The sequence below is a fragment of the Azohydromonas lata NBRC 102462 genome (assembly GCF_001571085.1).
Lineage (GTDB): Bacteria > Pseudomonadota > Gammaproteobacteria > Burkholderiales > Burkholderiaceae_C > Azohydromonas > Azohydromonas lata.
In genome coordinates this window covers 14261-29251 of sequence record NZ_BCTC01000083.1, presented here as the reverse complement: position 1 = coordinate 29251, position 14991 = coordinate 14261, and the positions used below count along the sequence as shown (strand labels likewise).

General features: G+C 71.9%; 10 protein-coding genes. 4 read left to right on the top strand and 6 right to left on the bottom strand.

Going from position 1 to position 14991, the window contains the following annotated elements:
• The 3 genes from uraD to ALA01S_RS22640 form a co-directional block, all read right to left on the bottom strand.
• A partial coding sequence (gene uraD / locus ALA01S_RS22650) for a 2-oxo-4-hydroxy-4-carboxy-5-ureidoimidazoline decarboxylase (protein ID WP_084267829.1) occupies window positions 1–744 on the bottom strand: 744 nt, incomplete at its 3' end.
• Window positions 745–749: 5 nt separating this feature from the next.
• Window positions 750–1697, bottom strand: a complete 948-nt coding sequence (puuE, locus tag ALA01S_RS22645) for an allantoinase PuuE (protein WP_066341362.1) — start codon at window positions 1695–1697, stop codon at window positions 750–752.
• Window positions 1698–1791: 94 nt separating this feature from the next.
• Complete coding sequence (locus ALA01S_RS22640) at window positions 1792–2544, bottom strand: GntR family transcriptional regulator (protein ID WP_066341360.1); 753 nt, start codon at window positions 2542–2544, stop codon at window positions 1792–1794.
• A gap of 243 nt (window positions 2545–2787) precedes the next feature.
• On the opposite strand from ALA01S_RS22640, the gene uraH reads away from it, so the two are divergent.
• From uraH to ALA01S_RS22620, 4 genes are all read left to right on the top strand, one after another.
• A complete protein-coding gene (gene uraH / locus ALA01S_RS22635; protein ID WP_066341359.1) occupies window positions 2788–3144 on the top strand; it encodes a hydroxyisourate hydrolase in 357 nt (118 codons plus the stop codon).
• Window positions 3145–3214: 70 nt separating this feature from the next.
• Window positions 3215–4180: a Bug family tripartite tricarboxylate transporter substrate binding protein gene (locus tag ALA01S_RS22630; protein WP_238455903.1), complete on the top strand. Its 966-nt coding sequence runs from the start codon at window positions 3215–3217 to the stop codon at window positions 4178–4180.
• A 182-nt stretch (window positions 4181–4362) separates the two neighbouring features.
• Window positions 4363–5382, top strand: a complete 1020-nt coding sequence (locus ALA01S_RS22625) for a porin (RefSeq protein ID WP_066341357.1) — start codon at window positions 4363–4365, stop codon at window positions 5380–5382.
• A 148-nt stretch (window positions 5383–5530) separates the two neighbouring features.
• Window positions 5531–6238 (top strand): haloacid dehalogenase type II, encoded by a 708-nt coding sequence (locus ALA01S_RS22620; protein WP_066341355.1) that lies wholly within the window; start codon window positions 5531–5533, stop codon window positions 6236–6238.
• 34 nt (window positions 6239–6272) lie between these two features.
• Here ALA01S_RS22620 and ALA01S_RS22615 read toward each other — a convergent pair whose 3' ends face one another.
• The 3 genes from ALA01S_RS22615 to ALA01S_RS22605 all read right to left on the bottom strand — a co-directional run bounded on the left by ALA01S_RS22615 (window position 6273) and on the right by ALA01S_RS22605 (window position 14941).
• The gene (locus ALA01S_RS22615; protein ID WP_066341354.1) at window positions 6273–6971 is read right to left on the bottom strand and encodes a DUF6647 family protein; all 699 of its coding nucleotides are present in this window, start codon (window positions 6969–6971) and stop codon (window positions 6273–6275) included.
• A 133-nt stretch (window positions 6972–7104) separates the two neighbouring features.
• On the bottom strand, window positions 7105–9381 hold the full coding sequence (gene pbpC / locus ALA01S_RS22610; protein ID WP_066341352.1) for a penicillin-binding protein 1C: 2277 nt from the start codon (window positions 9379–9381) through the stop codon (window positions 7105–7107).
• Between the two features lie 340 nt (window positions 9382–9721).
• Window positions 9722–14941, bottom strand: a complete 5220-nt coding sequence (locus ALA01S_RS22605; protein WP_084267828.1) for an alpha-2-macroglobulin family protein — start codon at window positions 14939–14941, stop codon at window positions 9722–9724.
• Window positions 14942–14991: the final 50 nt, after the last annotated feature.

The window sequence follows — 14991 nt, the reverse complement described above, 5'->3', positions numbered from 1 at the left end:
CTTGGCCTGCGGGTCGCTGCCGTGGTAGATGCCCACCACGTTGCCCACGGCGTCAATCGTCACCTCGTCGAAGCCGCAGCCCTCGCGCATCCACTCGGCCAGGCGCGCGGCGCAGGCGCGGTGCGGCTCGGTCAGGTACGTGACGGTGAGCGCGTCGGGCAACTCGCTGAGCTCGGCCAGCGATTCGGCCCAGTCCCACACCAGGTTGCCCATGGTGGGCGTGAAGCCGAACTTGTCGTTCAGCCGTATCTCGGCGATGCGGTGGATGTTGCGCAGCGCCTCGGCGAACTCGAAGTCCGGGTGGTTCATCAAGCGCCGCTCGAAGGTCTCGATGATCTGCCAGCGGTTGAGCCCCGCGCCGCGCGGCCCGCGCACGGCCAGGATGAAGGGCCAGCCGAACTTGGCGTTGTAGTCGGCGTTCAGGCGCTGCAGCTTGTCGAATTCCGCGGGCGTGCAGTCGGTCAGGCCCGCCTTGCCCTGCTCGTTGGTGGACTCGGCCGTGAGCGACTGGGCCACCATGGCCTTGCCGGCGAGCTCCGGGTGGGCGCGGATGAGGCCCAGTTGCGCCTCGCGCCCGGCTTCCTGCAGCACCTCCACCAGCGCGCGTTTCAGGTGCGCGAGGCTGGCGAAGGGGCGGCGGTGCCAGGCCTTTTCGGCGATCCAGGGCGAGTGCTCGTAGGTGCCGTCCAGCAGCTCGGTGAACTGCGCCTGCGAGGCGGCGTTGAGGATGTCCAGCGTCAGCATGGCGTTCACTCCCACACGAAGGCCGTGGCCGCGTCGAAGGGGTGGTAGGCCTTCCAGTGGCGGGCGATGTCCACGCGGCGCGCGACCCACACGCGCTCGTGCTGCTGCACGTGGTCCAGGAAGCGCTGCAGCGCGCGCATGCGCCCCGGGCGGCCCAGCAGCCGGCAGTGCATGCCGATGCTCATCATGCTTGGGCGCTCGTCGCCCTCGGCGTAGTGCACGTCGAAGGCGTCGCGCAGGTATTCGAAGAACTCGTCGCCGTGGCTGAAGCCTTGCGGCAGCGCGAAGCGCATGTCGTTGCAGTCCAGCGTGTAAGGGACGATCAACTGCGGCGCCAGCTCGCCGTCGGTCTTTCTCACCTGCAGCCAGAAGGGCAGGTCGTCGCCGTAGTAGTCGCTGTCGTACTCGAAGCCGCCGTAGTCGGCCACCAGGCGGCGGGTGTTTGGGCTGTCGCGGCCGGTGTACCAGCCCAGGGCGCGCTCGCCGGTGAGCTTCTCGATGGCTTCCATGCCCAAGCGCATGTGCTCGCGCTCGGTGGCCTCGTCCAGGTTCTGGTAGTGGATCCAGCGCCAGCCGTGGCAGGCGATCTCGTGGCCCAGCTCCACGAAGGCGGCGGTGACCTCGGGGCAGCGCTGCAGCGCCATGCCCACGCCGAAGATGGTCAGCGGCAGGCCGCGGCGCTCGAACTCGCGCAGGATGCGCCACACGCCCACGCGCGAGCCGTACTCGTAGACGCCTTCCATGGAGAGGTGCCGCGCGGGGTAGGCCGCGGGGTTGAACATCTCGGAGAGGAACTGCTCGCTGCCGGCGTCGCCGTGCAGCACGGAGTTCTCGCCGCCTTCCTCGTAGTTGAGGACGAACTGCACCGCCACGCGGGCATGGCCGGGCCAGCGCGCATGCGGGGCGTTGCGGCCGTAACCGGCCAGGTCGCGGGGGTAGCGGTTCGTGCTCATGTCTCGTACTGCCTTTGCTTTAGGGGGTGTGTCTGCCCGCCGCGGGGGCGGCGGGCCTTGGGCGAGGGACGGGAGGCTGAAGCGGGCCGGGCCGTCACTCCAGCGGCTGCAGCGCCAGCGCGAGGTCGCTGGCGCGCGGGTTCAGGCGCAGGTTGCGCTCGACGTTGCCCAGGTGCTGCTCCACGAGCTTGACGGCCGCGCGCGCGTCGCGGCGCTCCAGCGCGTCCACGATGGCCACGTGCTCGGCCTGCGAGTGCTCGGCCGAATGCGAGCTCTGGTACATCAGGCTGATGAGCGAGCTGCGCGAGAGCAGGTCCGTGAGCATCTGCGCCAGCACCTCGTTGCCCAGCATGCGCGCCAGGATGACGTGGAAGTCCGCCAGCAGCCGGGTGCGGCCGGTCACGTCGGTGCGCGTGACGGCGGTGCGCTCGGCCTTGAGGTGGGCGCGCAGCTCGGCGAGCTGCGCGTCGGTGATGCGCGTGCACAACTGCCTGAGCATGGCGCCTTCGAGCATCTTGCGCACCTCGAACACCTGGCGCGCCTCGTCCACGCTGGGCTGCGCGACGAAGGCGCCGCGCGCGGGCTCCAGCGTCACCAGGCGGTCGCGGCTGAGCTGGTTCAGGGCCTGGCGCACGAGGGTGCGCGAGACCTTGAAGATGTCGGCAATCTGCTGCTCGGCCAGCTTGGTGCCGGGCATGAGCCGCCGCTCCACGATGGCCGTGGTGATGGACTCGGCGATGCGCTGCGTGGCGCTGGCCTCGCTGCGCGCGGACGGTTGGGCGGACGCCGCCGCCTTGGCCTGGGCGGCGGGGGCGACGAGCTGTAGCGGGCTGCGGCTGCGTGGCATGGCGTCTCGAAAAAGGTTGTTCTGATGCGGCGAAGTGTAGGCCGTCACCACATCAGTGCTTGCGGTCTGTGCGCCAAAGTGTATACAGTTTGGCGTGCATTCGCAGCGTGCAAACCCGCAGCATGATGGTATGCACCAATTGCGATTTGCCATGCGCCAGGGCGGTGCGCTGCGCACCACGGCAAGCCGGCAGGAGCCGGCGCAGCCCTCAGGGCCTTTCAATCATCAGCCAGGACGACAACCATGGGAAAACTCAGCACCCACGTGCTCGATACCGCCAACGGCTGCCCCGCCGCGGGCATGCAGGTGACGCTGTTGCGGCTGCTGCCTGAAGGCGGCACGCAGGAGCTGCGCCGCCTCACGCTGGACGCCGACGGCCGCGGCGGCGGCCCGCTGCTGGAGGGCGATGCGCTGCAGGCCGGCCGCTACCGCCTGGTGTTCTCGGTGGCGCCGTATTTCCGCGCCCGCGGCACGGAGTTGCCCGCGGTGCCCTTCATCGACGAGGTGCCGCTGGACTTCGGCATTGCCGATCCGGCCTCGCACTACCACGTGCCGCTGCTGGTGAGCCCCTGGAGCTACAGCACCTACCGCGGTTCCTGATCCGGCCGTTCAACGTTGCTGGCGCATGCCTTGCGTCAAGGGCGGCTTCCGTTGTGATGGAGGACAAGCCATGTTGAAGATGCGTCGTCGTGCCGTGCTCGCGTGCACGCTGCTGCTGGGCCTGCAGGCCGGCGCGGCGCAGGCCGCGTGGCCGGAGAAGCCCGTGCGGCTGGTGGTGACCTTTGCCGCCGGCGGCGCCAGCGACATCGTCGCGCGCGCCATTGCCGATCCGCTGGCCCACGCGCTTGGCCAGCCGGTGGTGGTGGACAACAAGCCCGGTGCCGGCGGCACGATTGGCGGGTCGGAGGTGGCGCGCGCGCCGGCCGACGGCTACACGCTGCTTCTGTCCAACTCCACGCCGCTCTCGATCGGCCCGTGGGCCGTGCCGCGCCAGCCCTACGACCCGGTCAAGCAGTTCACGCACGTGGCGCTGTTGGGCGTGGCGCCGGTGCTGTTCATGGCCAATCCCAAGAGCGGGCCCGCCTCGCTCAAAGACTTGCCCAAGGCCGCGGCCGCGCCGGGCTACACCTTCGGCAGCGGCGGCCCGGGCTCCATCGGCCACATCGTGGGCGAGATGACCAAGGCCGCCATGAAGCTGCAGATGACGCACGTGCCCTACCGCGGCGGCGCGCCCATGACCACGGACCTCATCGCCGGCACCATCCCGCTGGGCATAGACGTCATCACCGCCTTCGTTCCCATGGTCAAGGCCGGGCAGATCAAGGCCCTGGCCGTGAGCACGCGCGAGCGCTCGCCGCTGCTGCCCGACGTGCCCAGCGTCACCGAGCTGGGCCTGCCGCAACTGGTGGCGGAGAACTACTTCGGCGTCTCCGGCCCGGCCGGGCTGCCCAAGGACGTGGTGGACAAGCTCTCCAAGGCGTTGGCCGACATCGTGGCCGACCCGGCCACCGTCAAGCGCTTCGCCGAACTGGGCATCACGCCGGCCAAGCCCGGCGGCGAACCCTTCGCCGCTTTCGTGGCCCACCAGGTCTCGGATTGGGCGCCGGCCATCAAGGCGGCCGATCTCAAGCCCTGACGACTTAGCGCAAGGGCCGTGCAATCCGCAGCCTCGAAAATCGTATACACGCGACCCGTTACGGTGCACGCAAATTGGCACACAAACTGCATGAAGCGGTTCCCTGGCCGGGCCGCTTGCGTGGCGGGTCGGCGCTTGCATTACCCATAACCCCCACAACCCATTACCCCCCGAGGGACTTCATGAAGAAATTTTTTGCTCGCAGCGGCCTGGCTCTGGCCGCGTTGATGGCCTGCGCCGGTGCCGCGCAGGCGCAGAGCACGGTGCAGCTGTACGGCCTGGTGGACCTGTCGGCCGGCCGTTACCAGGACCCGGGCGCGAAGTCCATGACCAAGATGCAGCCTGGCGGCATGACCACCAGCTACTGGGGCCTGCGCGGCAAGGAAGAGCTGGGTGGCGGCCTGTCCGCGGTGTTCGCGGCCGAAGGCTTCTTCCTGGCCGACACCGGCGCCAGCGGCCGCTTCAACGGCGACGCCTTCTTCGCGCGCAACGCCTACGTGGGCCTGAGCAGCGCCTCGCTGGGCACCGTGCAGTTGGGCCGCAACACCACGCTGCTGTTCGTCTCGACCATCGTCTACAACGCCTTCGGCGACTCCTACACCTTCTCGCCGACGGTGCGCCACGTGTTCCTGCCCTCGGCCATCACGGCGCCGGTGACCGGCGACAGCGGCTGGAGCGACTCGGTGCTGTACACCTCGCCCAAGCTGGGCGGCTTCAAGGCCAGCGTGCTGGCCGCGGCCGGTGAGAAGGTGGGCCATCGCAACGTGAGCGCCGGCCTGAACTACGACGTCGGCAACTTCTCCGCCGTGGCCGTGTACCAGGACGTGGAAAAGGACATCTCCACCGCCTTGAAGGTGGACGACACCCGCACGTGGCAGCTCGGCGCCACGTATGACTTCGGCGTGGTCAAGGTGTTCGCGCAGCACACGCAGGTCGAGAACCGCTCCGTGGCCGGCTCGCCCAAGAGCAAGCTCAGCGACGTGAGCGCCGCCATCCCGCTGGGCAACGGCAAGGTGCTGGCCGCCTACGGCCTGCTCAACCGGCCCGGCTCCGCGGACCAGAAGACCTTCAGCCTGGGCTACGACTACTTCCTGTCCAAGCGCACCGACGTCTACGTCGCCGCCATGAGCGACAAGGACGAGGCCAAGGCCACCTACACCACCGCCAAGAGCTACGGCGTGGGCATCCGCCACCGCTTCTGATCGGCCCCGCGCCCTTCAGCCATCAAGCCCGCCTCCGGCGGGCTTTTTCTTGGGTGCCTGCCTTCAAGCCGGCAGGGCTGGCGGCCTGCGGCACACTGGTTTCCCCACGTTTGCGCCAGGCCGCCAGCGCCTGCGAGAGGAGACCGTCATGACGCAAGTTCAAGCCCTCGTGTTCGACGTGTTCGGCACGGTGGTGGACTGGCGCGGCAGCATCGCCGCCGACCTGGGCGCCTGGGGGGCGCAGCGCGGCATCGCCTGCGATTGGGCCGCGCTGGCCGACGACTGGCGCGCGCGCTACCAGCCGCAGATGCAGCGCGTGCGCAGCGGCGCCGTGCCCTGGACGGTGCTGGACGCGCTGCACCGCGAGGCGCTGGAAGAGCTGCTGCCCAAGTACGGCCTGCAGCACCTGGACGAGGCGGACCGTTGCCACCTCAACCGCGTCTGGCACCGCCTGAACCCCTGGGCCGACGTGCGCGAAGGGCTGCGGCGCCTGAAGTCCCGGTACGTCATAGGCACGCTGTCCAACGGCAACGTGGCGCTGCTGGTGAACATGGCCAAGCATGCGGATCTGCCGTGGGACGTGGTCTTTTCCGCCGAGACCTTCCATGCCTACAAGCCGCTGCCGCAGACCTACTTGGGCGCGGCGCACATGCTGGACCTGCGGCCGGGTGAGCTGATGCTGTGCGCCGCGCACAACGACGACCTGGCGGCCGCCCGCGCGCAAGGGCTGCGCACCGCTTTCGTGCCCCGGCCCACGGAGTACGGGCCGTCGCAGACGAAGAATCTCGGCCCCGAGCAGGACTGGGACGTGGTGGCGTCGGATTTCGTCGATCTGGCGCAGCGGCTGGGGGCGTAGGGCGCGGCCGGCGCCGCCGCGCCGGCCCGGCCCCTTACCGCGCGGGCATTCCCGGCAGCCCCATCAAGCGCGCCACCGGCTCGGCGCCGCTGCCGTCGCAGTGCATGTAGCGCAGCACCTCGCCCATGCGCTGCCACTGGCGGAAATGGTCCTGGTAGAGGTTTTGCACGCGGTAGGCCTGGGCCTCGCCGGACAAGGTGCTCTGGCAACTGGCGAACAGCGACTCGCCGCGCTGCAGGAACTGCAGGTGGTGCACCAGCTCGTGGACGATGAAGGACTGGTCCGTCGGGTCGCGCATGTCCAGCGTGTCGCGGTAGAGGATGCGGCGCCGGTCGGTGTCGTACACGGCCACCAGCGACTCGCAGCCCGCGGGGCGGTCGTCGCAGACCGTCCTGGCGATCTCGCGCTGCGGCAGCGGGATGAAGCGCGGCAGCGCCTCGCCGGGCGGGTTGGGCAGGCCTGAGAGCCGGCTGGCCCAGGCCAGCAGGTCCGCGGCCAGCACGGCGTCTATGGCGGCATGGCGGGAGGCCGCGGCGGGCGGCATGCGCGAGGCCGGCGCCAGGGCGGGGGCGTTGGCCGCCAGCGGCCGCAGGCGTGGGGTGTTGTTTTGCGTGGAGCCCGTGGCGTGCGCCAGCAGCAGGGGCAGGAGCAGCGCTGCGGCGGTCCGCCACCGCCACCGCCGCCGCCGCTGCGGTGCAAGCGTGGTGGGGAATGCCGTGCCGTCTTCGACCATGGGCTGCTCCTGGTACAGACGGCACTAGCAATAGCCCGGCCCACGGCGCCTGTCGTCCCTCGGGATGAGGCATGCGGTCACCAACGGTTGCTTAACGGGCGCGGCGTGGACGGCGCCTGCCGGCCCGCCGCGCTCAGCGGCTCACGCGAAACGCCACGCGCTGCCAGCGCCCCTGGCCATCCAGCACCGTGAGCGTGTGCGTGCCGGGCTGCTCCAGGCGCAGCGTCACGGTTTCGCCCACGCGGCTGCGCTGCTGCTGCACGCCGTCCAGCAGCCAGTACAGCGGCTCGCGCGCGGGCACGTCGCCCTGGGCCGAAACGCTCAGCTCCACCGCCGCGCGCCCCGGCACGGGTTTGAGCACGGTGCCGGCTTCCAGCCCGGCGATGCGCAGCGCGCTGCCGCCGTCACCGCAATCGCCCGCGCTGCCCTGCACCCAGGGCGCCAGCGCCAGCGGCCAGCGTGCCACGGGGGTGCCGTCGCTGCTGTCCGCGCAGCCCGGCCCAAGCAGGCCGCCGCTGCGCTCGCGGTCCGGCAGGGTGGGCGGCGCGGCGCCGTCCAGCATCCAGCCCGTGCGCTGCACCAGGCAGTGGCGTGGCGCCGTGGCCTGCGCGCTCAGGCCCAGCGGCCAGCAACTGCGCAGCGGCGCCACGCCGGGCGGGGGCGTGCGTTGGCCGGTCGGCGCCTCGGCCTCCGGCAGCAGGGCCACGATGTCCTGCAGCAGCGGCGCGGCGGTGTTGGCGCCGAAGAAGCCCGGGTTGGGCGTGCCGTCCGGCCGGCCCACCCAGACGCCCACCGTGTGCTGGTCTGTCACGCCCACGGCCCAGGCGTCCCGGAAACCGAAGCTGGTGCCCGTCTTCCAGGCCAGGCGCCGCGTGCCTTCGGTGAAGGGCCGCTCGGGATGGCCGCCGCCTTCCAGGATGTCGCGGACGATGAAGGCCGCCCCCGCGCTCATCAGCCGCGCCTCCACGCGCGGCGCGCCGGGCGTGAGCCGCGGCAGGCCGGACAGGCCGCCGCGCGCCAGCGCGCGGTAGGCGCCCACGAGCTCCTCCAGCGTGGTGCCCGCACCGCCCAGGATGAGGCTGAGGTTCGGCTCCGCCCCCGGCGCCATGCGCAACTTCAAGCCGCCTGCGCGCAGCACGGCGGCCAGGCGCTGCGGCGTCAGCCGCTCCAGCAGGTCCACCGCCGGCACGTTGAGCGACTTCTGCAGTGCCTCGGCCACGCTCACCGGCCCGCTGAAGGACGCCTGGAAGTTGCCCGGCGCGTAGCCGCCGAAGTTTTGCGGCGCATCCACCAGCAGGCTTTCGGAGTGGATCAGCCCCTCGTCCAGCGCCAGCGCGTAGAGAAAGGGTTTGAGCGTCGATCCCGGCGAGCGCACGCCGCGCGCCATGTCCACGTGCGCGGCACGGCGCGGGTCGGTGAAGTCGGCCGAGCCGGCGTAGGCCAGCAGCTCCAGCGTGTCGTTGTCCATGACCAGCACGGCCATGGACACGCGCGGCGGCAGCGCATCGACCCGGTCCAGCAGCAGCCGCTCCACGCCCGCCTGCAGCTCGGCCGACAGCGTGGTGCGCAGCACGGTGGCGGCGGCGCCTGGCCTGGCGGCCTTTGCGGCGGCGCGAGCCTGGGTGCGCACGCGCTCGGCCGCCAGCGGCGCCAGCCACTGCGCGCGCAGCGGCTGCACGGCGACCTTTTCCATGCGGGCGTCGGCGACGGTTCGAGCATCCCAGACGCCCGCGTCCAGCAGCCGCTGCAGCACCTTGTCGCGCGCGGCTTTGGCGGCGGCGGGGTCGCGGTCCGGGCGCAGCCGCGAGGGCGCCTGGGGCAGCGCGGCCAGCAGGGCGGCTTCCGCCGCGCTCAGGTGCAGCGCGGGGCGGCCCAGGTAGCCGCGGCTGGCCATCTCCACGCCCTGGACGATGCCGCCCATGGGGGCGCGGTTGAGGTACAGCGTCAGGATCTCGCGCTTGGACAGGCGCAGCTCCAGTTGCAGTGCGCGGGCCATCTGGCGCAGCTTGGCGCGCAGGCTGCGGCTGCCGGCGCCGGGCGGCGGCGGGTCCAGGAGGCGCGCGACCTGCATGGTCAGCGTGGAGCCGCCGGAGACGATGCGCCCATGCCGCAGCCACTGCGCCGCCGCGCGCGCCAAGGCGACCAGGTTGACGCCGGGGTGGAGGTGAAACCAGCGGTCCTCGTAGCCGAGCACGGCTTGCAGGTAGAGCGGGGAGACGTTCTGCGGCGTGACGGGCTGGCGCCAGATGCCGTCGGCGTCCGGCCAGGTGCGCAGCGGCGTGCCGTCGCGCGCGGCGACCACGGCGCCGGGGGCGTCGCGGGGGATGGGCGGCGGGAAGGCCAGATCGAGCGCCAGCAGCACGGCGAGCAGGGCGGCCAGGGCGAGTTCGAGGCGGCGCAGTCGGCTCATGGCGCTTTGCCGCCCGCCGTGAGCCGATGAGCCTCCACCGAGACTTCGCCATCCCCGCGAAGGCGCACTGCGGTTCGGGAAGCGTCCTGGGCGCCGGCCGCAAGCCGGCGAGGCTCCCCTACTACTTCGTCATGCCCGCGAAAGCGGGCATCCACGAACACCGGGGTGTGGCTTTCGAACGGCATCGCCCAGGGGTGGCGTCGGCGCGCCAGCACCCCGGCTGGCGTGGATGCCCGCTTTCGCGGGCATGACGAAGCAGGAGGCGGTCGGCACCGGCTCACGGCGGGCATCTCATGGCCTTTTGTCCGCATCGTCCTCACGGCCTCCAACCCGCACGCCCTCACTGCCCCGCAGCCCCCCGCGGGTCCTCGATCAGCACCGTGCCGCCGTCCGCTCCCACGCCGCGCAGCTCCGGCCGGTACATGTCCTCGGCGAAGGGGGCGGGCACCACGAAGCGGCCGGGGCTGACCACGCGCAGCATGTAGAAGACCGGCAGCCACTCGCGGTCCAGCCGCGCCGCGGCCACGTAGCGGTCGTCGCGGTACTCGCGGTGCTTCAAGCGGCCGTCGGCCATGGCGGCGGCCACGTTCACGCCCTCGATGCTGAACTCCTCGGCCTTGGGGCCCTGCGACAGGTTGAGGTTCTCCACCTCCATGCCGGCCGGCACGCGGTCCACGATCAGGCCGTTCTCCAACGTCCGCGACGCGCGTGCCCGCACGCGCACGATCACGAGGTCGCCCACGCGCAGCGCCCGCCCGGCCGCCAGCGGCTGGCCCTGCGCGTCGAACCAGTCGCGCTTGAGCTCGATGTCCGTGTCGCGCGGCGCCGGGGCCTTCACCGGGTAGCCGGAGGCCTGCACCTCCACCAGCAGCGGCTGCGCATGCCGGTTGGCCAGCGACACGCCGCGCGCCAGCGCCGCCGCGTCCAGGCTGCGCTGCTCCACGCCCTTGGAGGCCAGCGCCTGCACCGCCTCGCCCACGCTCAACTGCGCCTGCCAGCCGTCGCCGCTGCCGCCACCGCCGGTGAGCCCGGCCGCGCGCGCGGCCAGGAACAGCGACAGCCGCTCCTGCGTGGAGAGGTAAGGGCGCCCATTCAATCGGTCCGCCGCGTCGAAGAGCAGGTTGTCGCGCCGCGCCGCCTTGATCTCGTGCCGCGCCAGCAGCGCGTAGGCCAGCGCGGCGTCGCGCACGGGGGTGCCGTAGTCGCCGAGCCATTCGAAATACCACGCATCGCGGGCGCCGGGCAGGCCGTAGGGGCGGCGCAGGGCGTCGTCCAAGGCGGCCTGCGAGCGCGCCTCGTCGCCCATGAGTTTCAAGGCGATGGCCAGGTGCACCAGCGGCAGCGGCGAGCGGGCCTTCAGCCGCTGCTGGTCGTGCAGGTAGCGCAGCATGGCCAGCGGCGCCTTCTGGTCGCGCGCCAGGATGTAGCCCACGTGCGCCAGCTCCGCGAAGCGCTGGTGGCTGTCGCGCAGCAGGGCCAGGTCGCGGCTGCTCAGGCCGCGGTCCATCGCGGCGCTGGCCGCCGAGGCCGCCGGCCGCGCCGCGCTCGCACCCAACGCGGCCTGCAAGGGCGCCGGCAGTTGCGGGAAGCGGTTGGGCGCCTGTTGCAGCTCCTGCAGCAGCCAGCCTTGCGCCTTGCGGTAGAAGGCGTCCGGCACCGCGAAACCCTGCTCGCGCGCGTCCTGCATGAAGCCCATCACGTAGGCCGAGAGCCAGGTTTCATAAGCGCCGTCGCCCCACAAGGTGAACCCGCCGTTGGCCTTTTGCAGGCCGGCCAGGCGGCCCAGGGCGCCTTCGACGAAGGCCGTGCGCTCCTCGCGCGTGCGGGCTTTCAAACCCAGCGCCTGGGCCTGCACCTCGTCGATGAAGAGGTGCGGGTAGGCCGCGCTGGTGGTCTGCTCCAGGCAGCCGTAGGGGTAGTCCAGCAGCCCCTGGACGAGCTGGCGCACGTTGAGCGGCGGCTTGTCCGACACGGCCAGGGACAGCGTGGCCGAGCCCTTGTGGAAGCGCTCCAGCAGGTTCGCCTCCAGCTTGAGCGACTCGCCCGGCGCCACGCGCAGGCGGCGCACTTCCGTCTCCAGCGGCACGGCCGGCTGTACCTGCAGCCCGGACTCGCGCGCGATGCGGAGGCCGCTGGCGCTCGCCACCTGCAGCCGCAGCCGGCCCAGGCCGTAAGCGTCCGTCGCCTCCACCGGAAAACGCAGCGTCACGCGCTGCTGGTGTTTCAGCGACAGCGACTGCTCGCTGCCGCCCACGCGCACGGGCTCGGCGCCCTGCAGGCTGACCTGGAGGTCCTGCGGCGCGCCGCTCAGGTTCGTCACGTCCAGTGCGATGAAGGCGCTGTCGCCGGGCGAGATGAAGCGCGGCGTGGCCAGCTCGGCGACGATGGGCGCGGCCGACACCATCTCCGCGTCCGCCTTGCCGAAGCGGTCGGCCGTGGCCACCACCGCCATCAGCCGCAGCGTGCCGTTGAAGTCCGGCACGTCCACGGGAATGTCCGCCTCGCCCTGGGCGTTGAGCTGGACCGGGCCGCTGAACAGGTCCACCAGCTTCACCTTCTTGGGCAGGCTCTTGCTGTCGCGCAGGCTGGCGTCGCCGCCCCAGCGCAGCCTGGCGGTGCTGCCTTCCATCTTCTCGATCAGGCGGCCGTAGAGGTCGAGCTGCTCGGCGCCGTAGCGGTGCTTGCCGAAGAAGAAGTCCAGCGGGTCCGGCGTGGGAAAGCGCGTGATGTTGAGGATGCCCACGTCCACGGCCGACAAGGTCACCAGCGCCGCCTGCCCGCCGAGCCCCTCGGCCTTCACCCGCACCGTGGCGCGCTTTTCCGGCAGCACCTTGGCCGGCGCCTGCAGCGCCACTTTCAACCGCCGCTCCGTGCGGGCCAGCGGCAGGTGGATGAGGCCGACGGCCCGCGCGGGCGTCACGCGCTCGCCCTGGCTGCCCGGCCGCAGCGCGGTGACGGCGACGTAGAGGTCATGCCGCGCCCAGGCCGCGTCCACGGGAATGGCGATGTCCGTGCCGGCCGCGCGCACGTCCACGCGCTGGCTCCACAGCAGCTTGTCGCCCTCCACGGTGACCAGCGCCGTGCCGTCGTGCGGCGGGGTGATGGTCAGCCGCGCCCGCTCGCCGGCCTTGAGCGGCGCCTGGGCCAGCTTCAACTGCACGCGATCGGGGCGGTTGCCCAGGTCTTCGGACTCCTGCGCGCCCCAGCCGGCGTGGAAGCGGTAGCGCAGGGTGAGGCCGGTCTCGGGGTCGTCCACCTCCAGGCGGTAGCGGCCCCAGCGCACGGGCAGCGAAACGCGGCTGCGGTCGCCCTGGGTGGCGACGGCCACGGCGCCGGACTCGATCAGCTCGTCCGTCTCCGTGTAGCCGGAGGTCCAGCCGCGCTGGTCGTCATGGCGCCAGTACCACTGGCGGTCCTCGCGCACCAGGCGCAGGGCGGCTTTCTTGAGCGGCTGCGGCTTTCCGTTCGCATCCAGGCGCGTCAGCTCGAAGCTGGCCTGGGCGTTGTCCGGCGCGACGTCGCGGTCGAAGAGGGGCCGCACCGCCAGCAGCTTGGGCGCCGGCCAGAGCACGCGCTCGATGGAGCGCACCACGGGCCGCCCGCCGCTTTCGAGCAGGCTGAAACTGCCGCGCACCAGCATGGGCGAGTCCAGCTTCATGTCCGGCAGCGGCAGGCTCACGCGGGTGCGGCCCTGGGCGTCCAGCTCCTGGTCGCCTACTTCCTGGCGCTTGGCCTGGCCGTCGTCGTTGAAGTCGCCGAACACGAAGCCGGGCCACTGTTGCGGCAGGGCATGGCGCTGGCGCGAGGTGGCGGCGGCCACCAGCAGCCGGTTGCCGGCGGCCGGGGCGCCGAAGAGGTAGTCGCCGCGCACGGCCACGTCGAAATCATTCCCCGGCAGCAGCACCGGGCGGGCGGTGTTCAGCTCCAGCTTCATGCGCTCGGGCAGGAACTCCTCGACCTGGAATTTCCAGGCCGCGTCCGCCCGCTTGGCGCCGGGGTCGGCGCGCAGCTCCAGTTGCCAGGCGCCGGTGGGCGCATCCGGCGGCAGCACCACGGCGTGGCTCAGGTAGCCGGGGAATTTCTCATTCGGCTTCCAGGCGGTGGTGCTGACGCTGCGGCCATCCGGCCGCTTCAGCGTGGCGGTGAGCGGCTGCGGCGGCAGCGGCTTGCCGTCCGCGTCGCGCACCAGCACGGAAACGTCGAAGCGCTCGCCGGGGCGGTAGAGGTCACGCCCGGCCCACACGAACAGCTTGGTGTTGCGCGAGGGGTGGCCGCCGACGTCGAACTCCGACAGGTCCAGCCCCGGCGCGCGCAGCGCCAGCACGCTCATGGCGCCCTTGGCGCCTTCGCCGCGGCGGGCCACGAGCACGGCCGCGGATTCCGGCGCGTCCTCGAAATGGCCATGCCCGTCGCCGTCGCCCTCGGCGCGGCCCAAGCTGCGGCCGTTCTCGTCCAGCAGCTCGAACACCACGCCGCGCTGGGCCTCGCCGGACTTGAGCGAGCTGGCGAAGGCGTCCAGCCCCCGCGCGTAACGCCGCGCCATCAGGCCGATGTCGCTGACGTAGAAGTAGGTCGTCTGGTACTCCTGGGCGAAGCGGCCGGGCTGGCTCATCACGGCGATGTAGATGCCGGGCTCCTGCAGCTCCTTGAGGCCTTCCACGGGGATGAAGCTCACGTGGCGGCGGTTGGGCTGGTCGTCGGTGGCGTAGCGGCCCAGGTGCACGCTTTGGGCCTGGTTGCGCAGCTCGTCCAGTTGCCAGCCGCCCACCAGGCCCTGCAGGCGGCGGTTGTTGCCGTCGTCGTAGCGGTAGGGGTCTTCTTCCTCCTCCTGGCCGGCGCCGTTCTCGTCGCTGCCTTCACCGCGCACGTTCTTGCGGGCGCCGGCCACGCGCTCCAGGAACTTGGGCAACTGCTCCGGCAGCACGCGCAGGAACTGGATGTCCACCTCCGGCACGTTGACGGTCACCACCGGCAGCCCGCCGTTCTGGCCCGCGGGCAGCACCACGCCGCGGCTGGCGAAGAAGAAGGAGGGCGGCATGGCCTCGCTGGCGACGTCGCAGGCGTGGGCGGCGGCGATGCGCCGCCCGTCCTGCGCCTTGAGCGTGTCGGCCACCTCGATGTGGAAGCGCCGCTGCGGCTGGACGTAGGGGAAGTAGGCGATGCGCGGGTTGTCGCCCACGACCCAGGCGCCCTGCAGCAGCTTGCCCGCGGGGGCCGAGCCCGCGGGCGGCGTGCCGGGGGCGGACGCGGCGGGCTGCTCGGCGCCGCGCTCCTGGGTGTCGCCGTCCGCGGCGGCCGGGCCCAGGTCCACCACGCGCAGGGCCTCGTTGAGGTTCTGCCTGCCGTCCACCGGCTGGGTGAAGACGACGGCCAGGGCGGGGCGGTCGTCGAAGAGGCGGGGCTTGCACTCCAGCGCGGTGAAGGGCGCGTCCGGGTCGGCGAGGGCCGTGGGCGCCGCGCCGCCCGGCCGCGTGCCGGAGAAGTGCCAGACCAGAAGGGCGGCCAGGGCCACCAGTACCACTGCCGCAGCGGCCAGCCCGCTGCGTTTGACCTTCGCCATGCCCTGCGCCATGCGCTTCTCCCGTGGGTTGTGTCGGAGCTGCCACTGCA

Excerpts from the sequence above, each read along its gene's own strand:
- puuE (WP_066341362.1), bottom strand. The coding sequence starts at position 1,697 with ATGAGCACGAACCGCTACCCCCGCGACCTGGCCGGTTACGGCCGCAAC.
- ALA01S_RS22640 (WP_066341360.1), bottom strand. The coding sequence starts at position 2,544 with ATGCCACGCAGCCGCAGCCCGCTACAGCTCGTCGCCCCCGCCGCCCAG.
- uraH (WP_066341359.1), top strand. The coding sequence starts at position 2,788 with ATGGGAAAACTCAGCACCCACGTGCTCGATACCGCCAACGGCTGCCCC.
- ALA01S_RS22630 (WP_238455903.1), top strand. The coding sequence starts at position 3,215 with ATGTTGAAGATGCGTCGTCGTGCCGTGCTCGCGTGCACGCTGCTGCTG.
- ALA01S_RS22625 (WP_066341357.1), top strand. The coding sequence starts at position 4,363 with ATGAAGAAATTTTTTGCTCGCAGCGGCCTGGCTCTGGCCGCGTTGATG.
- ALA01S_RS22620 (WP_066341355.1), top strand. The coding sequence starts at position 5,531 with ATGACGCAAGTTCAAGCCCTCGTGTTCGACGTGTTCGGCACGGTGGTG.
- ALA01S_RS22615 (WP_066341354.1), bottom strand. The coding sequence starts at position 6,971 with ATGGTCGAAGACGGCACGGCATTCCCCACCACGCTTGCACCGCAGCGG.
- pbpC (WP_066341352.1), bottom strand. The coding sequence starts at position 9,381 with ATGAGCCGACTGCGCCGCCTCGAACTCGCCCTGGCCGCCCTGCTCGCC.
- ALA01S_RS22605 (WP_084267828.1), bottom strand. The coding sequence starts at position 14,941 with ATGGCGAAGGTCAAACGCAGCGGGCTGGCCGCTGCGGCAGTGGTACTG.